Source organism: Rhizobium pantanalense, from assembly GCF_030182525.1.
In the GTDB taxonomy this organism is placed as follows: Bacteria; Pseudomonadota; Alphaproteobacteria; order Rhizobiales; family Rhizobiaceae; genus Rhizobium.
The window spans coordinates 37,403-60,458 of the sequence record NZ_JAQJCH010000007.1 but is presented as its reverse complement, the minus strand read 5'-3'; the positions used below and the strand labels follow the sequence as shown (position 1 = coordinate 60,458).

The following is a 23,056-nucleotide window of genomic DNA, read 5'->3' as shown; positions in this document are numbered from 1 at the left end:
CGGAGGGCGCTTATGATCATCAGGCGCGCGCATTCCGAAGATTTGTCCTGGCTCCTTGAGCATGATGACGCCAGTGAAGACTGGATCGGGCGTTGCATTGCGTTCGGTGAATATTTTGTGGTCGAGCGGGACGATAAACTCGTCGGCTTCCTACGCTTCAGCCGCTTTTGGGGCAAGATACCCAATATGGATATGATCCGCGTGCTGCCGCTGCACCGGCGCGAGGGTGTCGGAACGGCTCTGTTCCGCGCCTGGGAAAGCGCCATGATCGACGATGGCGCCAAGCATCTGATGACCTCGAGCGAATGGGCCGAAGCCGAACCACAGGCCTGGCACCGCCGCAACGGCTTCAAGGCGGCTGGCAGCATCGACCTCCGCATCGTCCAGCCAAGCCCGGAGATATTCTTTGTGAAGGATATCTCACGTCCACAGAGGATAGGCTTCAGATCGGTGGGATCTTTCCAAGCGGGATGAAGCCGCTGAGTGAGAGGCGACCCCGATCGGCGGTGAGATCGACGGAGACTTTATCCGCGCCATTGGCTAGCGCCTTCAGCATCTTCGTCGCCGTCTTGATGATGTTCTTGGCGGCGGGAAGCGTCGTGGTCAGGCTATCGCCCCAAGGGCCGATCTGGTTGATCTCCAGCTTGAACTGACCGGACAGAAAACCTTCATCATCGAAATTGAAGGGGCCGGAAAGCGTCATGATACGGCCATCGCCGATATCGATGACAGCCTGGTGCAGCATGCCTGCCGAGCCGCGAAGCCCCTCTCGGTCGCTGCCATCGAGCAGGCCGGCCTTGCCTGACAGCGTCACCTTGGCGCTGGTCGATGCGGTCGGCAATGTCTGCGGGAAGTCTTTGATGACGGCATTGGCATTTTCGACGCCGATCGCGAAATCCAGATCGCTGCCATTCTGACTGGCGTGCATCTCCGTGTGGGCAGCGGTGACATTGAGGCTCTGGCCGGTGACGGAGGAGACGATGCCGGCCTTCAGCCCTTCGATGACAGTCTGAGTCTGGGCGACGCCACGGCCCTTGGCGACGAGGTTCGATTGCAGATCGGCCCATTCAGCCGATACGGTCAGGCCCTCCGTCGTCCGCAACTGGGCGGGAGATTTCAGGCTCCAGCTCACATGGTTGGGCTGGAAGACCGGTGCGGAGGCGCTGAGCCTGTCGAAACTGGTGGAGACGCCCCGCGTCTGGTTGTCGACCGTCACAGTGTCGCAGGTCAGCCCGATGGAGAAGGGGAAGCCGTTGAAGACCATGTTCTCGCATTTGCCGGCAATGCCCGCGCTGTTCTGCTGGCCGAGCGCCTTCAGGACATTGCTCCTGACGAAACCGGTCGCATAGTACCAACCGCCGGTGTAAAGACCGGCTAGAACCACCACCAGCCCAAAAAGGATGAGCCACAAACGTTTGCCTCGACCGGTCGTTACGCTCTGGCTTGACGCTGCCATCTTGTTCTCCAATGGTTGGACTGAAGCTTCACAGTGATTTGGCGTTGGATATGGACGAATTTTGGGTGTTTGGCTACGGATCCCTCATGTGGAATCCGGGCTTTGGTTATGACGAGCGGGCCGAGGCCCTGATTTTTGGCTATCGTCGATCGCTCTGCGTCCGTTCCTGGGTCCATCGCGGCACGGAAGAAAACCCCGGCCTCGTCCTCGGCCTCGATCGCGGCGGCTCCTGCCGGGGCATGGCTTTTCGCGTGCCGGCGGCCTCCTGGGATGAGGTGCTGACCTATCTGCGCGAGCGCGAACTCGTCACCAACGTCTATCTGGAAAAGACCCTGCCGATCCGGCTCGCCGACGGGCGGCGCGTGATCGCCGTTGCCTATGTCGTCGATCGTAACCACAGGCAATATGCCGGCTCGCTGGATGCGATCGAGGCGGCGCATGTGGTGGAAGCTGCCAATGGGCGTTCCGGCCCGAACGATGCCTATGTCTTCAATACGCTGACGCATTTGCGCGACATGGGCATCCGCGATCATTGGCTCGAACAGGTTGCCGGTGAAGTGGAGCGGATGCGAAAGGCATCTTGAGCCTATCGTCTGGCATTGAGAGCTCGCTCAGACTGCCGCCGTAACGGGTTTTGCCTTGGCGATTTCCGCGAGACGCTGCGCCGCCGTCGGCGGAACCGGCAGGTTCGGGTTGTTGGCGATCGTTTCGACCAGCAGCTCGTCGCTTGCTCTTTCCGTCTCCTCGATCAGGCGCGCGAAAAAGGCATCCGGATCCATACCGGGCTCGATCGGCGGCAGGATGCGCACCTTGATATGGCCGGGATATTTGCGGAAGGTGCGGCGCGGCCAGAAAAGGCCCGGATGCATGGCAACGGCGACGACGGGAATGCCGAGGTCGCGATACATGCGGGCGATGCCGTATTTGTAGATCGGTTCGGCGCCTGGCGGTCGCCGCGTGCCCTCGGGGTAGATGATGAGCTGGCGACCCGTGGCGAGCTCTTCGCGCGTGCGCTTCAGGACATCGAACATGACTTTGCCGCGGGCGCCGCGATCGACCGGGATCATGCGCTGTTTACCGGCATACCAGCCGAACAATGGGATCCACATCAGCTCGCGCTTCAGGATATAGACGGGGTCGTCGAGATAGGGCAGCAGCGCAAATGTATCCCAGAAGGATTGATGCTTGGGCGCGAAGATGAAGCTGCCTTGGGGGATATTTTCCAAGCCCTCGATCTCGAAGGTGGTGCCGACGATCTTCTCCATCAGCCAGGTGCTGGATTTCGCCCATGCCTTGGGGATCGCATAGGCCGCCTTGCGCGGCATGAGGAAGTAAATCGGCGCCAACACGATCATGCGAATGATCAGATTGGCATAGAAGGCCGTGTTGAACAGGATCGAACGCAAGATAATCATCGAGGCTTTCCCAATGCACCGGCTTGCGCCGGCATCCGAAAGTTTGCCTACACGATTACAGCGTCAATAAAAAGTCGGTGTTTGCGTGGTTTTCGCGTCTGCGTGGTTTGACGCGGCGAGCCTCAGTCGTCGTCCTCGACAGGCTGCCGCGAGCGCAGGCCTACCGGTCGCCCGAGGCCCGTCAGGTTGCGGGCGCCGGCAAGGAGGACCTTGGCATATTCCGAGATCATCGTGCGCAGCGCATTCGGGTCCGTGAACCAATTCTTGGTCTTCAGATCGGAGTTGACGACCGGATAGGGAATGAAATCGGTCGAGGGATCGACGTATTTCAATTCTGCGAGGCTGCGGGGCATATGGTAGTTGTTCGTGACAACGAGAACGCTCTTATAGCCCCTGGCGTGAATCCACTTTGCCGCTTCGCGGGCATTGCCGATCGTATCGAGCGCGTCATAGCCGATGTCGACACAGCAGCTGAACAGGCTGGCGGAACTCTGCGTCAGCTTGCGGATCTGTGTCGGCGTGGTGGTCGGATGCGCGCCCGATATCAGCAGACGGTTGCCGGCACCGGTGCGCAGCAGCTCCACCGCCTGATCGATCCGCTGATAGCCGCCCGTCAGCACCACGATGGCATCGGCCTTGGGGTCGAGCGGCGGCTTCAAGGTGGTGATCGAATCGGCGAAATGCAGGAAGCCGCCGAAAATGATGGCGACGAGGAAGATGAAAGCGAAGCCGCCCCAGCGCAAAAGACGGCGGAACAGGCTGCGGCGCACGGGTCTATCGCCGCCGGGTCGGGCCCGCAGCGACTGCAAACTCACGGTCTTGCGAGTCGTCAGATCCATGCTCATGATTCGCTATTATACGACAATTGCGGCAAGGAACGGGCTGGCAAACGGTAAAAAAACATCGCTGAAGCGTCAATTCTGTACGCTATCCGTCCGCCCGGGATCGGAACGGATCAGATCGATCTCGTAGATCGTGCGCATGACGGTGAAACGTGCAGTCAGCGTCGTCAGCAGGGCAATGATGATCATGGTGGCGAGAATGCCGACATAGCCGAGTGCGCCGACGGAGAAAGTCCCGAACAACGCCGTCGCCTGGTCGGTCTGCGGCGTGGCGATCGTATGGCTCTGCAGAAGGCCGGCTATCGCGAAGAAGAGGGCGGCGAGCGCACTGCCGGCTCCCGAGCCTTTGAGGCTGATCTTCAGGAAATGCTTCTGGAATTCATTGGCGACAAAGGTGCTTTCGGCGCCGACGAAATGCAGGACTTCGACGATATGGCGATTGCCCGACAATGCGCCGCGCGTGGCGAAGACCACCGTCAGCACCATGGCGGTGAAGACGAGCAGGAGCACGCCGGTGCCGATGAGAACGGTGGTGTGCGCCATCGACACGAGTCGGTCGACCCAGGTGCGATGGTCGTCAAGGGTTGCCTGCGGGATCTGCGCCTTGAGCAGGCTGCGCATCGCCTCGAAATCAGGCGGATGCGTCTCGTCGATGGTGATGATGACAAGGCGCGGGACGGGCAGTTCCTTGATATTGAGGCCGGCGCCGAGCCACGGCTCGAGCAGGCGCGCAGTCGCAGCCTCGTCGACGATCTGGCCTGATTTGGTGCCGACGAAGCTCAATGCGATATCGCGGGCGCTTGCGAGCGCCTTTTCCATGTCGAGATTGTCGTCCGGCTTGATCTGGATGGTGATCTCGCGGGAAATCTGGCTTTCCCAGCTTGCCGCCGTCGAGCGCACCATACTGACCGCACCGAGCGTCAGGCAGGCAAGAAAGGCCATGATGGCGATAACGACGATCAGCGCATTGCCCTGAATGTTCGAGGACGGCACGATCGGTCCCGTCGGGCGCACGCGCATCTCCGGGCGCCTGCGTTCTGCGGGTGCTGCAGGCGCCTGCCGTGCTTGCGGAGCTCCGGTGGTCGGGGCTGTCCTGCGGGGGCGGGGGTCAGTCATAGATATCGAGATGCCCCCCGGATAGGATCATGCGCCTCGCCTCGATCTGGTCCATCAAAGCGAGATCGTGCGTGGCAATGACGACAGCGGTCCCGAGCCGGTTAAGCTCGAGAAAGAGATTGAGCAGGCGGCGCGCCATCGGTGGGTCGACGTTGCCCGTCGGTTCGTCAGCGAGCAGAATTTCCGGGCGGTCGATGAGGGCGCGCGCGATGGCGGCGCGCTGTTTTTCCCCACCGGAGAGAACCGGCGGAAGCACATTGATGCGCTCGCCGAGGCCTACCCATTTCAGCAATTCCAGGACGTCGGTGCGATAGGAGCTTTCCTCCTTGCCGCGCACGCGGAGCGGCAGGGCGACATTTTCATAAGTCGTCAGATGCTCGAGCAGCCGGAAATCCTGAAAGACGATGCCGACGCGGCGGCGCAAGAGCGGCAGTTCGTTGCGCGGGATCGAGGAAATCTCCCGGTCGAACATGCGGATCAGCCCGCGCGTCGGCTGCAGCGACATGAAGAGCAGCCGCAGCAGTGTCGTCTTGCCGGCGCCGGAAGGGCCGGTCAGGAACTGGAACGATTTCCTCGGTATGTCGAAGCTCAGGTCGCGGAGGATCTCCGGACCCATGCCGTAGCGCAAACCGACGTTCTCAAAATGAATCAACGGGCAGTCCAGTCTTCCGCAGGGTTCAATCAGGCGACTTGTTAACCAATGGCATTAACAGCCGGTAAATTTTTCTGGAAAGGCGCCCTATTCATGGCGATCTTTGCGAAGCATTAACCAATAAAATTTACGACTGGGCAGGATTCGTTTCAATGCCCAGATTGGCAATGGGCGTCGAAACCATGTGGATCACCGCAACGGGAGGCCATCATGGGCGCTTTTCGCCACCGTCAACAACAGACGGGGCTTATTTATGACCTCATTCCGCCCGAACGCGGAGCGGGGTCAAGCCCGGTGCATTACGTCACGCCGAAACCCGATATCGTCGATGCCGAATTCGTGACCGTTTCCGCCGCACGCGGGCGGACCACATCCGGTGTCAATATGCGCTATGGAGGGCATGCCCGATCGAAACCGCAGCCGGTGACGCGCAGGACTGCCTTCTCGCGCATCCTGTCCATTTTGCGGGTGACAGAAGAGGTCTTGCAGCAGGCATCGCGGCGCAGCTTCGTGGCGCTCATCGTTTGCCTCGCAATCTTGATCTTCGGTCTTTCCGGCGGTTTTTCCGGTCTCTCCAACGCCCCTGCCGAGGCGACGTCCGATCCGCTGCAGTTTTCGCATGTCACGCTGACGCCAAGGGATGAGAACGGGCTGCCGGTCTTGAGACTGAACGGGATCATCGAGAATGCCAGCGGTGCCACGCTTTCGGTTCCACAGGTGCGCGCCGATCTTTTTGCCGGCGATCAGCTGGTCAGAAGCATTGTCGTGGATACGCCCGTCGATCGCCTCGGACCGCATGAAAGCCGCGGATTCTCCACAAGATTGCAGCATCCTGGTGGAAAAACGCCAGATGTCCGGCTTTCCTTCATGCCGTAGGGGGTGTGTCCAAGCCGCTGATTGTGCTACGGGCTACTGCTTTAGAGTGCTACAGCGACCTTGGCGCGTCATACAGGACGCGCGGCGCTGTAGAGCTTGATCGGCGGCCATGGGCCGCGCAGCCATGGAGCATGCCAATCAATGCCTGTCGTACGCGGGAAGAATATCGAGCCGCTTTTCACTGCCGAGCAGATCGCCGAGCGCAATCATGCCCTGGCCAAGGAAATCGCCAGTGGACCGACGAAGGACCTCCTCGTCATCGCCATTCTCAAGGGCTCGTTCATTTTCGCAGCCGATTTGCTGCGCGCCTTGCATGAGACCGGGCTTGCCCCGGAGGTCGAGTTCATCACGCTTTCAAGCTATGGCGCCGGCACGACATCGCAAGGCGTGCGCATCGTCAAGGACATCGACAGCGACGTTCGGGATCGCGACGTGCTGCTGATCGACGACATTCTGGAATCGGGCCGCACGCTGCGTTTCGCCAAGGAGCTGCTCTATGAGCGCGGCGCCCGCAATGTCACGCTGGCCGTCCTGCTCGACAAGAGCGTCAAGCGTCAAGAAGAGCTGGAGGCCGATTATGTCGGCTTCGAATGCCCCGATTATTTCGTTGTCGGCTACGGCATGGATGTCGCCTACGCCTTCCGCGAATTGCCCTTCGTCGGCGTCGTCACGGGTGACGCCGAGGCCTGATCTTGAGTTAATGCAGGCGGCATGTCCGCCTGTCCCATTCTGCTCCGGCGATGACGAACCGTTAACCACGGAGCTTGATCGCCTGTCCGCCGTTTACCTATCGCAAACGGAATTCTGGTGATTTCGGTCGCGGAACATGACGGACCAGGAGCACGGACCATGGCAAAAATTCTGATCACGGAAGACGAAGACTCTCTTCGCACCTTCGTCGCCCGCGCGCTGCGCTTGGACGGTCACGAGACCGAAGAGGCGGCCGACGGCGCGGAGGGTTTGGAGAAACTGAAGCAGGGCGGCTACGACCTTCTGCTGTCGGATATCCGCATGCCCGTGATGGACGGCATCGAGCTTGCCCATCAGGCCCATTCGACCTGCCCGGGCATGAAGATCCTGCTGATGACCGGCTATGCGGAACAGCGCGAGCGCGCCGACGACCTCATGGAAAAGATCGTCGACGTTGTAGCCAAGCCCTTCGCGCTGCCGGATATCCGCAAGGCCGTTGCGCGGGCCTTGGCTGCCTGAAGTTCCCGACTATCGGCACAGTCGTTTCCTGTGCCGATGGCATCATCATTTGCGGATAGGACCGAAATGGTCATCCGGATAGTAGATGGTTTCTTCTCCCGGCTTTCTTGAGCCGACAACGATCATCGTCACCGCGGCGGCGGAATAGTTGAGCAGATGATGCCCATTCGGTTGCCCAGCCGGGAATCCCACAACATCGCCAGGCCCGAGAATATGGTGACCGTTTTCGTCAACTAGCGTCGGGGTGCCCGTCAGAATATAGAGAAACTCGTCTTCCGCCATATGCCAGTGGCGCGATGAAGACATTCCTCCGGGATCGAGGGTGACGAGGTTCACGCCAAATTGCGTGATGCCCACAGCTTTGGCAAGCCGAATCTCGTGCTTGCCGCTCAGCCTCGCATCCACGTCGGCAACGCCGGGCAGACCTGTCGTGACAGGCAGATCCGAAATATGGGCAAGCTTGGTCTCCATATCCTCCCCCTTTGCGAAGCATGAAGACAGGCAACTTCTTTGATGGCGAGCTGCCTTACTGACCCAGATTCAGCAAACGTTCCAGATAGCGCCGTTCTTCGGTGAGCGATGGATTGTTGCTCAGCCGCTCGCGAATGGCGTCGAGGATTTGACGGGCGCGCTCTGCGTTAATGATGTCTGGCACCATGTTGTCGTTGGGATTGTCAGAGAAACCACCGTCGTTGCGTGACCGGCCGAGCGGGTCGCGGCCGTTTTGACCTCCCTGGCCCATCTGTCCCGGCATCTGGCCCTGACCCTGGCCTTGCCCCTGCCCTTGCTGCATCTGGGCCATGAGCTGGTTCATCATCTCGCGGGTGCCCTTGCGCAGGGCATCCAGCGCGCGTCCCTGACCCTGAACGGCGCCTTCGCCATTGCCCTCGGCAAGCTGACCTGAGGCGCCCCTCATTTCCTGCTGTGCCTTGCCGTAATTCTGGTTCGGTTTCATGCCGAGTGAGCCGAGGTTTTTCTGCAGCTCACCGAGCTGCTTGCCGAGATCCTCCTGCTGCTGTCGCAGCTGCTTCAGCGCGTCGCGCAGCTGATCGGCCGTCATGCCGTCAGTGGGGTCCTTGCCCTTCTGGCCCTGCTGGTTCTGGCCTTGCTGCTGATCCTGTTGGCCCTGATTGCGCTGGCCCATGTCCGGCCGCATCGGATCGTTGAGGCCGGGCATGGGCTGATCCATCAGGCCATCGCCATCCTCGTTGGAATCGCCGCGCTGCATACGGTCGCGCATGGCCTGATCGAGCTTGAAGGTCTGATCCATCAGCTTCTGCTGATCACGCATGATGCGGCCGAGCTTGTCCATCTGTTCGCGCATCTTGTCGTTGGCCTGGTTCTGCTGCTGCCCAGGCTGCGGCTTGCCAGCCTGCAGGCTGTTCATCAGCTGCTGCAGTTCGGAAAGCATCTGCTGCGCGGCCTGGCGATTGCCGGAGCGGGCGAGATTCTCGATCTGATCCATCATGCGCTGCAGGTCCTGCTGGCGCAGGATATTGGCGGAACGCTGGTTCGGCTGGGCCGGCATGTTGCGCATGCGCTCGGCCAGCTCCTTCATATAGGCGTCCATCGCCTTGCGCAGCTCGTCGGTCAACTTCTTGATCTCGGCGTCGGAGGCGTTGCGCTGCAGGGCGTCGGAAAGCTTCTGCTGGGCGTCCCGCAAGGCCTTTTCCGCATCGGTCAGCTGCGCGTCCTCCATGCCGAGCGCGATCTGCCAGAGATAATCGGCGGTATCCTTCAGCGAGGCCTCGTTGCTCGCGAGTTTCATCCGCGTCAGCGCGGACTTGATGGCGAGATAATTGCCGAGATCGGGAATTGTCTCTTCGGGCCGTATGGTCAGCGACTTGTTGAGCTCGATCGCTTCCGGCATCTTCCGCGTGTCGAGCGCAAAGACCTGGCGTTCTTCCGCAACGGCTGCGGCAAGCGGCTGGCTGAAATTGCGTGATGGCAATACCATCTCGTAGGGTGAGCTGCGGCCCGTCTGACCGGCGCCGTCCTTGGCGACGAGGGTGATGCGGACGCGCCTGCCGGCGAGCGGGTCATGTGTCAGATCATGGCTCGCCAGACCCTTGCCATTACGGCGGTCGCGACGCGGAAGCTCCAGCTTGTATTCGGGCAGGCCATATAGAGGGGCCGCGGCCGGGTCAGATTCGACCGGCACGATGTCGGCATGGGCTTCCTCGACGCCGTAGTCGTCCTTGACCCTGAAGCCGAGTTCTAGTGCGCCGCTCGCCGTCGCATGCGGAATGCCGTCGAAGGTGATTTCCGGCGGTTTATCGACGACTACGGTGAAGGACCAGGACTTGCCGTTGACGGTGAGTTCGCCACCCTTTTCGAGCTTGAGAACATGGGTGCGGGCGACCATACCGTCCGCGGCCGGGATATTGCCGGTGCCGCTTGCTGCGATCGGCACGGCGGGAGGCGTTGCAGGTTTTGCGCCAGCAGGGCCCTGCTTGTCGGCATCAGCGGCCTGCTCGGGAATTTCGGCGCCTTTTTCCGCGTCCGTCGCCTGGAATAGTACTTTCTCATCCGTCGCAGCACCCGAAACACGCACAGTAAGCTCGGAGAATTGTGGCACGTTCAGGCTATTGCCGGCATTGTCGACATTGCCTGTCAGATAAACGGGCGCTTCGCCGGTGTAATAGGGCGGGGTAACCCAGGCATCGACGCGGACATCCGGGTTACTCGATGTCGAGCTCGATGCCGTGAAGGCATCACCGAGCGAGCCGCCGCTATTGGACATGGAAAAGCTGAAGGCTGTTACCAGCAGCAGAGCCGGAACGGCGCGCAATGCAAAGCGGTCGTAGCGGGTGATATCCGGCCTTGGCAGACCGGCGTCCAGGGCGGCGATGCGCTCGGCCATGCGCGTCTGGTGTTCGCGCCAGAGGGCGCGGGCAAACGGGGTGTCGAGCGCCGGTTCGTCTTCCTGAACTGTAACGGGCTGGTGTGCGAGGCCATTGCGCTCTTCCAGCAGTCGGTCTGCCTCCGTGGTGCCCGGCCAGCGCAGGCGGCGTAGCGGATAGAGCGAGATGGCGAAGCCGACCGCGAAGACGCCAAGCAGCAGAAAGCGCAGAATATCCGGCACCATGCGGAAAATGCCGAACCAGGCGACGGACAGGAAAAGGGCAAGAATAGAGGCCGGCAGCAGCAGCCGCGGCAGCAGCTGTTCGCTGACAAGTACCAGCCGCGCAAAGAGACGCTTGACCGCAACCATGCGCGCCAGCGCCGGACGGGTGGCAAAAGCGCCCTTCTTAGGGTTGCTGGGGCTGGTCATCGGTCCGGTCTTCTCCGATCTGACGTTGATGGCTAGAAGCCGGCGCGGCGTCCCACACGCTCACGCACGCGGCGCCCGGCGAGACACCATTCAATCAAAGATAACATTCTTTGTGGCGAAGACGAGGGCAACGGGCATGAAAGGCTGTTTTTTCACCGGACTTCGCCGAAACGTGATCGGGCAGGGCGGCTATTCCACCGTCCCCCCCGAAATCATCGATTGAAGCCGATTATCCCTCAAGCCAGGCCGGGATCGAATCCAGGCCGATCAACTCTTCATAGGTCGCGCGGGGGCGGATGACGTGGAATTCATTGCCCTTGACCAGCACTTCGGGAACCAGAAGCCGGCTGTTATAGGTGCCGGCCTGCACGGCGCCATAGGCACCGGCCGAGCCGACGGCCAGCAGATCGCCGGGCTTCGGCAGCGCCATCTCGCGGTCGAGTGCCAGATAGTCGCCCGTCTCACAGACCGGGCCGACGACATCGGCCTTGATGCGCGGCGTGCTCACATCGCCGACCGCAATCGGCCTGATTTCGTGATAGGCCTCATAGAGTGTCGGACGGATGAGGTCGTTCATGGCGCCATCGACGATGACGAAGCTCTTGTCACCGCCATCCTTCACATAGATGACTTCGGTCACGAGAATGCCGGCATTGCCGACGATCAGGCGGCCTGGCTCGGTGACGATCCGGCAGTTGAGGCCGCGCAGCTGGTTCTTGACGATTTCGGCATAGGCATCCGGCAAAGGCGGCGGATTGTTGTCGTCGCGATAGGGGATGCCGAGGCCGCCGCCGATGTCGACATGATGGATGTCGTGACCGTCGCCGCGCAGGGTCTCCACGAGATCGCGCAGCAGCTTGAAGGCGTCGTCGAAGGGCTGCAGCTCGGTAATCTGGCTGCCGATATGCATGTCGATGCCGGTGACTTTGATCCCAGGCAGGTTGGCGGCGCGGTCATAGACGGCGCGGGCGCGCTGCCATGAAATGCCGAACTTGTTTTCTTTCTTGCCCGTCGAAATCTTCGCATGGGTGCGGGCATCGACATCGGGATTGATGCGGAAGGAGACGGGGGCCACCTTATCGGCGCGGACGGCGCGCTGGTTCAGCACTTCCAGTTCCGGCTCGGATTCGACGTTGAAGCAGTAGATGCCGGCTTCGAGCGCCACGTCCATTTCCTGCGCGGTCTTGCCGACGCCGGAGAACATGATACGGCTTGCCGGAATGCCTGCGGCCAGTGCGCGACGCAGTTCGCCGACGGAGACGACATCGACGCCGGCGCCGAGGCGGCCGAGCGTCTTCAGCACCGCCTGGTTGGAATTGGCCTTCATGGCGTAGCAGACCATGGCATCGACATCGCCGAAGGCTTCCGCGAAGACGCGATAGTGGCGCTCCAGCGTTGCCGTCGAATAGACATAGAAAGGAGTGCCGACCGCCTTGACGATCTCTGGAACCGGAACATCCTCGGCGTGGAGGATGCCGTCGCGATACTCAAAATGGTTCACGGTCGTCGCCTAATCAGAGAAGCGGGTCGAGGAAGAACTTCTTGTCTTCGGTGCCCGGCTCCTTCGTCGGCTTGGAGACGTCACCGCCTTTGGTCGCATGAGCACTCGGCGGATCGAGCGGGCCTTTGCGGCCACATCCGACGACGGCAAGGCCGACGACCGAAAGCACGACGGTCAGGCGGATGATGTGCGGCATGTTGATCTGCATCGAAATCCTCTTGGGCGACAAACGCGGAAGCAGTCCTTCATAGCGAAGTTTCCGAGCCTTGTGCACCCTGATTGTTGGTTGTGACTTTCGGCGATTTTCTCAGTTGCGAGCGCGCCAGAAGGCGATCTGCTTGCGCACTTCCGAGGGCGCCGTTCCGCCAAAACTCTTACGGCTGGCAACGGAGGCTTCGACTGTCAGGACATCGAAGATCTTGTCGGTGATATCGGGGTGGATCGCCTGCAGGTCCGCAAGCGAGAGTTCCGCCAGCTCGCAGGATTTGCTTTCGGCAAGCGCCACGGCGCGTCCCGTCACGTGATGGGCATCGCGGAAGGGCAGGCCGGCTTCGCGCACCAGCCAGTCGGCTAGATCGGTGGCGGTCGAATAGCCGGAGCCGGCGGCCGCCTTCATGCGGGCAGTGTTGATCGTCATGTCGCGCATCATGCCGGTCATGGCGGCAATGGCCAGTTCCAGGCTCTCGGCAGCGTCGAAGACCTGTTCCTTGTCTTCCTGCATGTCCTTGGAATAGGCGAGCGGTAGGCCCTTCATGATCGTCAGCAGCGCCACCAGCGAGCCGTTGATACGGCCGGTCTTGGCGCGCACGAGTTCGGCGGCATCCGGGTTCTTCTTCTGCGGCATGATGGAGGAGCCGGTGGAGAAGGCGTCGGAGAGGCGCACGAAGCCGAATTGCGGCGTCGACCAGATGACGATCTCTTCGGCAAGGCGCGACAGATGCATGCCGGCGATGGCGGCGATCGACAGGAATTCGAGGGCGAAATCGCGGTCGGAGACGGTGTCGATCGAATTGCGGGTCGGCTCGCGGAAGCCGAGCGCCTTGGCCGTCATATGGCGGTCGATCGGGAAGCCGGTGCCGGCAAGGGCAGCGGCGCCGATCGGCGATTCGTCCATATGCTCGATGGCGTGGCGCACGCGCGAGCGGTCACGGCCGAACATTTCGACATAGGCCATGCAGTGATGACCGAAGGTGACGGGCTGTGCCGTCTGCAGATGCGTGAAGCCGGGCATGACGGTTTCGGCATGTTCCTCTGCGCGATCGAGGAAGGCTGCGATCAGATCGGTCAGCGCCTGCTCGCACTTCTGCAGCTCTTCCTTCACCCACAGACGAAAATCGAGCGCCACCTGATCGTTGCGCGAACGGGCGGTGTGCAGGCGGCCGGCGGCTGGGCCGATTAGGGTCGCAAGCCGCGCCTCGACGTTCATGTGGATGTCTTCGAGGCGCCGCGAAAACTCGAAATTGCCGCTTTCGATCTCTGACAGGATCGTGTTCAACCCGTGAACGATCTTGTCTTTATCCTCGGTTGAAATGATGCCTTGATTGGCGAGCATGCTCGCATGCGCGATTGAGCCGCGGATATCCTGGGCAAACAGCTTCTTGTCGAAATCGATCGAGGCATTTATCTCCTCCATGATTGCCGCGGGGCCGGAAGCGAAACGCCCGCCCCACATCTGGTTGGAGGATTTGGTGTCCGTGCCGTCAGTCATGAGATGCCCACCTGGAGAATGAAATGACAGCAAAGAAGCCGTTCGGTCTGCCGTCCATGAAACTCGTTATGCTTGCTGCCGTCGCTGGGGTTATTGCCGGTGCGGCAGCGGTATACGTGAAGGAGGCGGGGTATGGCAATGGCATTGGTGAAACGGCTTCGGCCGATCAATGCGGGACCGCCAGGGATCGCGCCGCTGCCCTGACGCCCTTTACCAAGGGCCAGGTCGCTGCCATGAGCGTGCCGCCGGCGCCGATCTCGCTTCAGGGCGTTTCCTTCAAGGGGGCTGAGGGACAGCCGCTGTCGATCGGCAGTTTCGCCGGCAAGACCGTGCTCTTGAATGTCTGGGCGACATGGTGCGTGCCGTGCCGCGAGGAAATGCCGGCACTGAACGCGCTCGAGAAGACCGCCGGCAGCGACAAATTCGAAGTGGTTGCCGTCAACATCGACACCGGCGACGACGAAAAGACCAAGGCCTTTCGTGCGGAATATGCGATCGACAAGCTCGGCTACTATCGCGACAATACGATGGGCGTGTTCAACGTATTGAAAAAGCAAGGCCTTGCCTTTGGTTTGCCGGTGACCTTGTTGATTGACGACAAGGGCTGCCTGCTGTCGGCCATGAACGGACCGGCGGCGTGGGACAGCGATGATGCCAAGAACCTGGTGAAGGCTGCGGCTGGGATTTAATTTTCTCCTTCTCCCTTTGGGGAGAAGGTGCCCGGTAGGGCGGATGAGGGGGAGTGTGTCATAACAAACGCGTCGCTGGATAAAGCAGCACCGTCTTGCCGGCGGCCCCCGCTCATCCGCGCTGTCGCGCGACCCTCCCCCCGATGGGGCGACGGTGTTTTACCGCGTCGGAACCGGCGTCTCGCCGCGATAGTCGTAGAAGCCGCGGCCCGATTTGCGGCCGAGCCAGCCGGCTTCGACGTATTTTACCAGCAGCGGGCAGGGGCGATACTTAGAGTCGGCGAGCCCGTCATGCAGCACTTGCATGATCGAAAGGCAGGTATCGAGGCCGATGAAGTCGGCCAGCTGCAGCGGGCCCATCGGATGGTTGGCGCCGAGCCGCATGGCGGTGTCGATGGCATCGACCGTGCCCACGCCTTCGTAGAGTGTGTAGATCGCCTCGTTGATCATCGGCAGCAGGATGCGGTTGACGATAAAGGCGGGGAAGTCTTCGGCGACGGTGATCGTCTTTTCCAGCGAGGAGACATAGTCCTTGGCTGCGGAGAAAGTCGATTCTTCGGTCGCGATGCCGCGTACCAACTCCACGAGCTTCATGACCGGAACCGGGTTCATGAAGTGGATGCCCATGAAGCGTTCGGGACGGTCGGTGGCGGAGGCAAGGCGGGTGATCGAGAGCGACGAGGTATTCGTTGCGAGCAGCGCTTCGGGTTTCAGCACCGGACATACCTGCGCATAGATCTTGCGCTTGACGCTTTCATCTTCCGTCGCCGCCTCGATTGCGAGATCTACCTGGGCGAGATCGTTGAGATCGGCCGAGCCAGTGATGCGGGCAAGGGCTGCCTTGCGCTCCTCGTCGGTCGTCTTGCCGGATGCGACCTGGCGGGCGAGATTACCGTTGATGGTGGCAAGGCCGCTTTCGATGCGATCCTGCGAGAGATCGTAGATATGGACCTTGTAGCCGGCCATGGCGGACACATGGGCAATGCCGCAGCCCATCTGGCCTGCGCCGATAATACCGATCGTCTTCAGCGAACTCATTGCCAACTCCCCGGCGCGCTCCTGGCGATGCGCTATGCTCTTAATTCAAATTTGCCGGGCCATTTCTAGCCCGGCAAAGATTGATAGACCTATAAAAGACGATTTTCCAGTCTCTCGCAACTGCGAGAAACCGGATCGGTGCGATCAGAGCGCCTTCTGGAGTTCCGGCAGCGCTTCGAAGAGGTCAGCGACGAGGCCGTAGTCGGCGATCTGGAAGATCGGCGCTTCCTCGTCCTTGTTGATGGCGACGATGACCTTGCTGTCCTTCATGCCGGCCAGATGCTGGATGGCGCCGGAAATGCCGCAGGCGATATAGAGCTGCGGTGCGACCACCTTGCCGGTCTGGCCGACCTGCCAGTCGTTCGGCGCATAGCCGGCATCGACGGCAGCGCGGGAGGCACCGACGGCGGCACCGAGCTTGTCGGCGACGGGAAGGATCACTTCGCGGAACTTCTCGGCAGAGCCGAGTGCACGGCCGCCCGAGATGATGATCTTGGCGGAGGTCAGCTCCGGACGGTCCGATGTCGACAGTGCATCGCCGACGAAGGTGGACAGCGCCGGATCAGCAGCCGCAGAGATCGTCTCGATTGCAGCCGAACCCCCTTCAGAGGCGGAGGCGAACGAAGCCGTGCGCACGGTGATCACCTTCTTCGCGTCGGTGGATTGCACCGTCTGGATGGCATTGCCGGCATAGATCGGCCGCTTGAAGGTGTCGGCGGAAACGACTTCGATGATTTCCGAGACCTGGGCGACATCGAGCAGGGCGGCAACGCGCGGCAGCACGTTCTTGCCGACCGAGGTCGCGGCGCCGATGATCACGTCGTAGGAACCGGCAAGCGATACGATCAGTGCCGCTAGCGGTTCTGCGAGATTGTTGGCGAGGCTTGCATCCTCGGCAACCAGCACCTTGGAGACGCCGGCAAGCTTTGCCGCCTGCTCGGCCGCAGCCTTGGCGCCTGCGCCGGCAGCGAGCACATGCACATCGCCGCCGATCTTGGAGGCAGCCGTCAGCGCCTTGGCGGTCTGGTCGGAGAGGTGGGCATTGTCATGATCAGCCAGAAGAAGAATGGCCATATGTCTAACTCCTCGTTCGGACTGGGTTAAAGCACGCCGGCTTCGGTCTTAAGCTTCTCGACCAACTCGGCAACCGAGGCGACCTTGACGCCGGCCTTGCGGCCGCCGGGCTCTTCGGTCTTCAGTACCTTCAGGCGCGGCTCGGTCGAGACGCCGAAATCGGCGGGCGATTTCTTGTCGAGCGGCTTCTTCTTGGCCTTCATGATGTTCGGCAGCGAGGCGTAGCGCGGCTCGTTCAGGCGCAGGTCGGTCGTAACGACCGCCGGAAGCTTGACCTCGATGGTCTGCAGGCCGCCATCGACTTCGCGGGTGACCTTGGCGCTGCCATCACCGATCTCGATCTTCGAGGCGAAGGTCGCCTGCGCCGTGCCGAGCAGGGCCGCCAACATCTGGCCGGTCTGGTTGGAGTCGTCATCGATCGCCTGCTTGCCGACGATGACGAGGCCCGGCTGTTCGGCCTCGGCGACGCCCTTCAGGATTTTGGCGACGGCGAGCGGCTCGACGGCATCATCGGTTTCGACCAGGATGGCGCGATCCGCACCCATGGCGAGCGCCGTGCGGAGCGTTTCTTCAGCCTTGGCAGGTCCGATCGATACGACCACCACTTCCTCGGCCTTGCCGGCTTCCTTCAGACGCAGCGCTTCTTCGACCGAAATCTCGTCGAACGGGTTCATCGACATCTTCACGTTCGAAAGCTCAACGCCAGAACCATCCGGCTTCACGCGAATCTTGACGTTGTAGTCAACAACCCGCTTAACGGGGACGAGAATCTTCATGGAATCCTTCCTTCAACATGACCGCCCGAGAACATGCGCTGTTTAGCGCCATTCCATTTGTCGAATGGCGACATGGATACGCGTTTTTTTCCCAATTACAACGCTTCCAGGCCGCCTAGAGACGAATTGCTTGAAAGGCATAAATAACGTTTACGTCAACGTCAATACGTATGCCTTCGGTGATCGAATTCGCGCCGCTATCGATTCTTGCCGGGAACCCAGAGAACATCGGCCTGTCCGCGATCATTGGCGTGCCTTGCCGCGACAAAGAGAAAATCGGAAAGCCGGTTGATATATTTCAGCGCCGCCGGGCTCACCCGTTCGCCTTGCTCACGCGACAGCGCCACCATGAGGCGCTCTGCGCGACGGGCTATCGTGCGGGCAAGGTGGAGATGGGCGGAAGCGGGGCTACCGGCGGGCAGGACGAAAGATCGCAAAGGCTCGAGATCGGCGTTCAGCCGGTCGATATCCTGTTCGAGGCGCTCGACCTGGGGATCGATGATGCGCAAGGGTTCATAGGCCGGCGGCTCGTCCGTTTCGGGGGTCGAAAGATCGGCGCCGAGATCAAAGAGATCATTCTGGATCCGCATCAGCATAGCGTCGATCTCGGGCATGTCCGACGTGTGCAGCCGTGCGACGCCGATTGCGGAATTGGTCTCGTCGACCGTGCCGTAGCTTTCGACGCGCAAATCGTGCTTCAGCCGCCTCGGGCCGGCGGCAAGGCCTGTTGTGCCGTCGTCGCCGGTCTTGGTGTAGATCTTGTTGAGCTTGACCATCGGGTTCCTGTGGTTAGAGCCTTTCGCCTTTTTTGATCGCGAAATGCCCTAACCTTTTATTTTAAGCAATTCCGGAGGGAAAACCGCTTCGCACCTTTCCTGGAATTGCTTTAGGCCGGGCGGCCGCCGCCCGTCAGCCAGAGCGTCAGCATGATCAGGATCACCGCGACTGCCTGCAGCAGTACGCGCAGCTGCATCAGCCGGTTCGAAAGGTTCGGGTTGTCGCCTTTCATCATGTTCAGCAGGCCGCGAATGAGAACGATCGCGACAAATCCCATGACAATGATGGCGGCAACATAAGTAACGGTAGACATGGCTCCTCCATCCTTGTCTTCTTTTAAGCAATCTCAAGCGGAAAAGGCTCTTTGCCCTTTCGTGAGGTTGCTCTAATCCAGCCGGCGCATCAGACGATAGAAAAGGTTAGCCGGCAATAGCCTTTTCAAGAGCACGCCCTGCTTGGCGGGCGTCGTTACCAGATAATGTGGGCGTGGATTTCTCACGTTCAAAGCGGATTTTAGCACATCATAGACCGCTTCCGGACCCAATTTATGTTTATTGATCGGGCCTGATCCATCAAGCCGTTTCAGCTGCCTGCGATATTCCACCGCATGGGGCGAGCCTTCGAGGTCGATATGCTCGTTGATCTTGGCGAGCGCATTGGCGGTAAACTTCGTTGCGATCGGGCCGGGCTCGATGAGGCTCACATGGATGCCGCTATCCTGCAACTCCATTCTGAGCGTGATCGTCAGCCCTTCGAGCGCGAACTTCGAGGCGGTATAGGCGCCGCGGAAACGGTAGGGAACCAGCCCGAGAATGGAGGAGCAGTTGATTATGCGGCCATGCCCCTGTTTGCGCATCAGCGGCAGGATCTGGCGCGTGAGCTCGTGCCAGCCGAAGAAATTGGTTTCGAACTGTTCGCGCAGCACATCGGTCAGCAGATCCTCGACGGCGCCTGGCTGCCCGTAGGCGCCATTGTTGAAGAGGGCGTCGATGCGGTCGCCCGTGCGCTCACGCACTGTCGCCACCGTGGCAGAAATGGTCTCGGGCCTTGTATAGTCGAGGAGCAGCGCTTCGATGCCGTCGGTTTCGAGCGGGGCGAGATCGTCTTCCTTGCGCACGGTTGCAAAGACGCGCCATCCATCGCCGCGCAACGCTCGCGCGCAATAAGCGCCGATGCCGGAGGAGCAACCAGTGACGAGGATCGTGCGTTGTTCCGTCATGGAAAGATGATTCCTGTACAAACCGGGACTCGTTTCCCATATTCAGGAACCCGATACAATCGACAACCGGCGGTATCAGCCGGATGAATGCCGACGCCGAGCGGAGATGGAATGCCGACAGCCCTGCGGACGACTTACAAGGTGATCTACGACGCAGTGTTCCATTTCGTCGAGGATGACGGGTTCGCCATGGCAAGCCATGTGGCGCTGTCAACGCTGCTGGCGGTTTTCCCCTTCCTGATCTTCGGCACGGCGCTCGCAAGCTTTCTCGGCGCCAGCCAGTTTTCGTCGACGGCAGTACACCTGATTTTCGATACCTGGCCGGAGGCGATCGCCAAGCCGCTCGCCGATCAGGTCGTGCAGGTGCTCACAATCCCGCGCGGCGGGCTTTTGACGATCTCCGTGCTTGCGGCCGCCTATTTCGCCTCGAACGGCGTCGAGGCGCTGCGCATATCGCTGAACCGCGCCTATCGCGTGCCTGAGACACGGCCGTGGTATTTCAATCGCCTTGCCAGCCTTGGTTACGTGCTGATCGCGGTGCTGATCTTCGCCATCCTCAGCATTCTGCTCGTCGCCGTGCCGCTCGCCCTCAATTACACCAGACAATGGCTGCCGAAGCTTGCCGATATTCTCGACATCGTCTTCAGCTGGCGGATCTACGGCACCATCTTTCTGCTCTTGGCCGGGCTGATGATCCTGCATCTATGGCTGGCAGCCGGCCGCAGGCGTGTGTTCGACGTCATCCCCGGCGTGATACTGACGCTGGTGTTCTGGTCGATCGGCGCTGTGCTCTTCGCCTATTATCTCTCCACCTTCGCCAATTACACAGCCACTTATGCCGGTCTGGCGTCGGTGATGATCGTGCTGATCTTCCTCTATATGCTCGCCGTGATCTTCATCATGGGGGCGGAGATCAATGCGGCGCTGATGAAATTCCGCGTGCGCCGCCTGCTGTTCGGCAAGGCGGCAAGCCGCCCAGCTGAGGTGCCGACGGAGAAGGCATCGCCGGAACCAAGGGCCGGATCAGAGGCCGATGCGGCGGCGAAGCTCCGCCGGTGAGAGGCCCTGCCGGCGCCATTCGGCAATGCCGGTATCGCCCATGCTCTTTGAGAGTTTTTTGCCATCCTCTCCAAGGACGAGGCGGTGGTGATGATAGAGCGGCTCCGACAGGCCGAGCAGCGCCTGCAGCAGGCGATGGATCGAGGTGGCGTGGAAGAGGTCGAGCCCGCGCACGACATGGGTGATGCCCTGCACGGCGTCGTCGACGACAACAGAAAGATGATAGCTGGAGGGCGCGTCCGAGCGCGACAGCACGACATCGCCCCAGGCCGCGGGATCGGCGGGGATGACGCCCGTCTCACCGTCGCCGCTTTCCTGCCAGTGCAATGGTTCGTCCACTATCGCCAGTGCCCTTTCCATGTCGAGACGCCAGGCGTGCTTGATGCCTGATGCCAGCAGGCGCTGCCGCTCGGCATCGCTGCGCTCGCGGTCATCGGGCGGATAGAGCGGCGTGCCGTCCGGATCGCGTGGCCAGGAACTGCCCTCGGCTTCGAAAGCGGCGACGCGTGATTTGACCTCGCCGCGCGTCAGGAATGCGGGATAGACGAGGCTGCGCTCGATAAGTGTCTGCAACGCCGTTTGATAGGCCGCAAAATGCTCGGATTGCCGGCGCACCGGCTGCTGCCAGCGAAGGCCGAGCCACGAGAGATCGGTATAGATGCCCTCTTCGAAATCGGGTGTGCAGCGCGCCTGATCTATGTCTTCGATACGCAAGAGGAAATCGCCGCCTGCCTTTGCCGCCATGTCGTGATTGAGGATCGCCGACAGCGCATGGCCAAGATGCAGCGGGCCGTTCGGGCTCGGGGCAAAACGGAATTTCGGCTTTTGACGGGGAATCTCGATCATGCTTTCTTCTGCCACGAATTTGAACCAGGGACTACGAGACTTCATGCAGATCATTCGCAACGAGCGCGATATCGAACAAGGACTGGCCGCACTACTGAAGATCGATCCGCGCCTGCGGCCCGTTGCCGCAGAGGCGGGTAGCTTGCCGCTGCGCCTGCGCGAACCGGGCTTCGAAGGGCTTGCCCATATCATCGTTTCGCAGGTCGTTTCGCGCGCCAGCGCCGATGCGATCTGGGGGAAGATGATCGCCGGGATGGAGCAGGTGACTGCTGAAGGTTATGTCGGGCTGGAGCCGGAGGCATGGCGAAGCTTCGGCCTGTCGCGAATCAAGCACGAGACGTTGGCGCGCGTGGCCGAAGCCGTTGCCGGCGGCAGCCTCGATCTCCCTGCGCTCAGCGCCGAATCACCTGACAAGGCGCTTGCCGAATTGACGTCGATCAAGGGAATCGGGCCTTGGACTGCCGAGGTCTACCTGATGTTTTGCGGCGGTCACGCAGATGTGTTTCCGGCTGGCGACGTCGCGCTTCAGGCGGCCGTCGGCATGGCTTTTGGCCATGAAGCCAGGCCCTTGGCCAAGGCAGTTGCCCGGGAAGCCGTGGTTTGGGCACCCTGGCGCTCGGTCGCCGCCCGGCTTTTCTGGGCTTACTATGCCGTGAAAACGCGCCGGGATGCACTGCCTATCGTTTAATCGGCCGCGTCCTGAAATCGCCTTTATGCACTGAATTTATTGGACTTCACAATCCTGTAACAACCGGCCTAATATACAGGTGCAGATGCCGAATCGATCAGGAGGGTTCCTTGACGATTGCAGTCTCCCCGCAGTCCCTGCCAGCGCTCGTCCTGAACGCTGACTACAGACCGCTGAGTTACTATCCCTTGTCGCTCTGGTCCTGGCAGGACGCGATCAAGGCGGTTTTTCTTGACCGTGTGAACATCATCGCAGAATACGATCAGTGCGTGTCCTCACCGAGCTTTTCGATGCGGCTGCCGAGCGTCGTATGCCTGAAGACCTATGTGCAGCCGTCCCGCAATCCCGCCTTCACCCGCTTCAACGTCTTCCTGCGCGACAAGTTCGAATGCCAGTATTGCGGCTCCCATGACGACCTGACCTTCGACCACGTCATTCCGCGCGCCCATGGCGGCGAGACCACTTGGGAGAACGTCGTGGCCGCATGTTCGCCGTGCAACTTGCGCAAGGGCAGCAAGCTGCCGAAGCAGGCCGGCATGTTCCCGGCGCAGAAGCCATACCAGCCGACCGTGCAGGACCTGCACAACAATGGCCGCCTGTTCCCGCCGAACTATCTGCACGACAGCTGGCTCGACTATCTCTACTGGGATTCGGAACTGCAGCCGTAGGTTTTCCTTCTCCCCTTGGGGAGAAGGTGGCCCGAAGGGTCGGATGAGGGGGAGCGGCGGCACGCAAATTTGCCTTTCGCTTGCCGCTCAAGGCCCTCGTCGCTTCGCTTCTCGTCCCCCTCATCCGGCCGCTTGCAGTTTCGCTTTGCTCACCTGCTCGCGCCCATCTTCTC

26 protein-coding genes are annotated in these 23,056 nt (G+C 61.0%); 9 read left to right on the top strand and 17 right to left on the bottom strand.

Features of this window, described 5'->3' with window-relative positions; translation table 11 throughout:
* The first annotated feature begins 12 nt into the window (after positions 1-12).
* Positions 13-474, top strand: coding sequence for a GNAT family N-acetyltransferase (locus PH558_RS19290; RefSeq protein ID WP_285206072.1), 462 nt, complete (start codon positions 13-15; stop codon positions 472-474).
* On the opposite strand, the gene PH558_RS19285 is transcribed toward PH558_RS19290, so the two are convergent.
* Positions 443-1,456, bottom strand: coding sequence for a DUF2125 domain-containing protein (locus tag PH558_RS19285; protein ID WP_285206071.1), 1,014 nt, complete (start codon positions 1,454-1,456; stop codon positions 443-445). The genes PH558_RS19290 and PH558_RS19285 overlap by 32 nt on opposite strands.
* Positions 1,457-1,467: 11 nt before the next feature.
* Here PH558_RS19285 and PH558_RS19280 point away from each other — a divergent pair, with 11 nt between their 5' ends.
* The gene (locus PH558_RS19280) at positions 1,468-2,040 is read left to right on the top strand and encodes a gamma-glutamylcyclotransferase (RefSeq protein ID WP_095436004.1); all 573 of its coding nucleotides are present in this window, start codon (positions 1,468-1,470) and stop codon (positions 2,038-2,040) included.
* 27 nt (positions 2,041-2,067) lie between these two features.
* Here the strand turns inward: PH558_RS19280 and PH558_RS19275 are convergent, their stop codons facing one another.
* From PH558_RS19275 to ftsE, 4 genes are all read right to left on the bottom strand, one after another.
* Positions 2,068-2,871, bottom strand: coding sequence for a lysophospholipid acyltransferase family protein (locus tag PH558_RS19275; protein WP_113408998.1), 804 nt, complete (start codon positions 2,869-2,871; stop codon positions 2,068-2,070).
* A gap of 122 nt (positions 2,872-2,993) precedes the next feature.
* Positions 2,994-3,716 carry a YdcF family protein gene (locus PH558_RS19270; protein WP_285206070.1) on the bottom strand — a complete coding sequence of 241 codons (723 nt, stop codon included), beginning with the start codon at positions 3,714-3,716 and terminating at the stop codon, positions 2,994-2,996.
* 69 nt (positions 3,717-3,785) lie between these two features.
* Positions 3,786-4,733, bottom strand: a complete 948-nt coding sequence (locus PH558_RS19265; protein WP_285206069.1) for a cell division protein FtsX — start codon at positions 4,731-4,733, stop codon at positions 3,786-3,788.
* An 88-nt stretch (positions 4,734-4,821) separates the two neighbouring features.
* Positions 4,822-5,481, bottom strand: coding sequence for a cell division ATP-binding protein FtsE (gene ftsE, locus PH558_RS19260; RefSeq protein WP_004107686.1), 660 nt, complete (start codon positions 5,479-5,481; stop codon positions 4,822-4,824).
* A gap of 210 nt (positions 5,482-5,691) precedes the next feature.
* Here ftsE and PH558_RS19255 point away from each other — a divergent pair, with 210 nt between their 5' ends.
* The 3 genes from PH558_RS19255 to PH558_RS19245 all read left to right on the top strand — a co-directional run bounded on the left by PH558_RS19255 (position 5,692) and on the right by PH558_RS19245 (position 7,566).
* Entirely contained in the window at positions 5,692-6,357 is a 666-nt protein-coding gene (locus tag PH558_RS19255; protein ID WP_285206068.1) for a hypothetical protein, read from the top strand.
* A gap of 141 nt (positions 6,358-6,498) precedes the next feature.
* On the top strand, positions 6,499-7,047 hold the full coding sequence (hpt, locus tag PH558_RS19250) for a hypoxanthine phosphoribosyltransferase (RefSeq protein ID WP_095435999.1): 549 nt from the start codon (positions 6,499-6,501) through the stop codon (positions 7,045-7,047).
* Positions 7,048-7,206: 159 nt separating this feature from the next.
* Complete coding sequence (locus PH558_RS19245) at positions 7,207-7,566, top strand: response regulator (RefSeq protein ID WP_069612925.1); 360 nt, start codon at positions 7,207-7,209, stop codon at positions 7,564-7,566.
* Between the two features lie 45 nt (positions 7,567-7,611).
* Here PH558_RS19245 and PH558_RS19240 read toward each other — a convergent pair whose 3' ends face one another.
* From PH558_RS19240 to argH, 5 genes are all read right to left on the bottom strand, one after another.
* Positions 7,612-8,037: a cupin domain-containing protein gene (locus PH558_RS19240; RefSeq protein WP_113408995.1), complete on the bottom strand. Its 426-nt coding sequence runs from the start codon at positions 8,035-8,037 to the stop codon at positions 7,612-7,614.
* 55 nt (positions 8,038-8,092) lie between these two features.
* A complete protein-coding gene (locus PH558_RS19235; RefSeq protein WP_285206067.1) occupies positions 8,093-10,840 on the bottom strand; it encodes a TIGR02302 family protein in 2,748 nt (915 codons plus the stop codon).
* A 229-nt stretch (positions 10,841-11,069) separates the two neighbouring features.
* Positions 11,070-12,341, bottom strand: coding sequence for a diaminopimelate decarboxylase (gene lysA, locus PH558_RS19230; protein ID WP_285206066.1), 1,272 nt, complete (start codon positions 12,339-12,341; stop codon positions 11,070-11,072).
* Positions 12,342-12,354: 13 nt separating this feature from the next.
* Positions 12,355-12,549, bottom strand: coding sequence for an LPS translocon maturation chaperone LptM (lptM, locus tag PH558_RS19225; RefSeq protein ID WP_015341316.1), 195 nt, complete (start codon positions 12,547-12,549; stop codon positions 12,355-12,357).
* Positions 12,550-12,648: 99 nt separating this feature from the next.
* The gene (gene argH, locus PH558_RS19220; RefSeq protein ID WP_145636286.1) at positions 12,649-14,049 is read right to left on the bottom strand and encodes an argininosuccinate lyase; all 1,401 of its coding nucleotides are present in this window, start codon (positions 14,047-14,049) and stop codon (positions 12,649-12,651) included.
* A gap of 23 nt (positions 14,050-14,072) precedes the next feature.
* On the opposite strand from argH, the gene tlpA reads away from it, so the two are divergent.
* Positions 14,073-14,738 carry a thiol:disulfide interchange protein TlpA gene (gene tlpA, locus PH558_RS19215; RefSeq protein WP_285206065.1) on the top strand — a complete coding sequence of 222 codons (666 nt, stop codon included), beginning with the start codon at positions 14,073-14,075 and terminating at the stop codon, positions 14,736-14,738.
* Between the two features lie 159 nt (positions 14,739-14,897).
* Here tlpA and PH558_RS19210 read toward each other — a convergent pair whose 3' ends face one another.
* From PH558_RS19210 to PH558_RS19185, 6 genes are all read right to left on the bottom strand, one after another.
* Positions 14,898-15,776 carry a 3-hydroxybutyryl-CoA dehydrogenase gene (locus PH558_RS19210; protein ID WP_095435992.1) on the bottom strand — a complete coding sequence of 293 codons (879 nt, stop codon included), beginning with the start codon at positions 15,774-15,776 and terminating at the stop codon, positions 14,898-14,900.
* Between the two features lie 144 nt (positions 15,777-15,920).
* On the bottom strand, positions 15,921-16,850 hold the full coding sequence (locus PH558_RS19205; RefSeq protein WP_113408990.1) for an electron transfer flavoprotein subunit alpha/FixB family protein: 930 nt from the start codon (positions 16,848-16,850) through the stop codon (positions 15,921-15,923).
* A 26-nt stretch (positions 16,851-16,876) separates the two neighbouring features.
* The gene (locus PH558_RS19200; RefSeq protein WP_095435990.1) at positions 16,877-17,626 is read right to left on the bottom strand and encodes an electron transfer flavoprotein subunit beta/FixA family protein; all 750 of its coding nucleotides are present in this window, start codon (positions 17,624-17,626) and stop codon (positions 16,877-16,879) included.
* A gap of 197 nt (positions 17,627-17,823) precedes the next feature.
* Positions 17,824-18,402, bottom strand: coding sequence for a cob(I)yrinic acid a,c-diamide adenosyltransferase (locus PH558_RS19195; RefSeq protein WP_113408988.1), 579 nt, complete (start codon positions 18,400-18,402; stop codon positions 17,824-17,826).
* Between the two features lie 110 nt (positions 18,403-18,512).
* Entirely contained in the window at positions 18,513-18,716 is a 204-nt protein-coding gene (locus PH558_RS19190; protein WP_285206064.1) for a twin transmembrane helix small protein, read from the bottom strand.
* A 72-nt stretch (positions 18,717-18,788) separates the two neighbouring features.
* Positions 18,789-19,622, bottom strand: coding sequence for an SDR family oxidoreductase (locus PH558_RS19185; protein ID WP_095435988.1), 834 nt, complete (start codon positions 19,620-19,622; stop codon positions 18,789-18,791).
* Positions 19,623-19,733: 111 nt separating this feature from the next.
* Between PH558_RS19185 and PH558_RS19180 the strand changes: the two genes are divergently transcribed.
* Positions 19,734-20,681, top strand: a complete 948-nt coding sequence (locus tag PH558_RS19180) for a YihY/virulence factor BrkB family protein (protein ID WP_095435987.1) — start codon at positions 19,734-19,736, stop codon at positions 20,679-20,681.
* Here PH558_RS19180 and gluQRS read toward each other — a convergent pair.
* Complete coding sequence (gluQRS, locus tag PH558_RS19175; RefSeq protein ID WP_113409031.1) at positions 20,646-21,527, bottom strand: tRNA glutamyl-Q(34) synthetase GluQRS; 882 nt, start codon at positions 21,525-21,527, stop codon at positions 20,646-20,648. The genes PH558_RS19180 and gluQRS overlap by 36 nt on opposite strands.
* On the opposite strand from gluQRS, the gene PH558_RS19170 reads away from it, so the two are divergent.
* Both PH558_RS19170 and PH558_RS19165 read left to right on the top strand, forming a co-directional pair.
* The gene (locus PH558_RS19170) at positions 21,526-22,215 is read left to right on the top strand and encodes a DNA-3-methyladenine glycosylase family protein (RefSeq protein ID WP_285206063.1); all 690 of its coding nucleotides are present in this window, start codon (positions 21,526-21,528) and stop codon (positions 22,213-22,215) included. The genes gluQRS and PH558_RS19170 overlap by 2 nt on opposite strands.
* Before the next feature lie 110 nt (positions 22,216-22,325).
* The gene (locus PH558_RS19165) at positions 22,326-22,883 is read left to right on the top strand and encodes an HNH endonuclease (RefSeq protein ID WP_015341304.1); all 558 of its coding nucleotides are present in this window, start codon (positions 22,326-22,328) and stop codon (positions 22,881-22,883) included.
* Positions 22,884-23,056 lie beyond the last annotated feature (173 nt).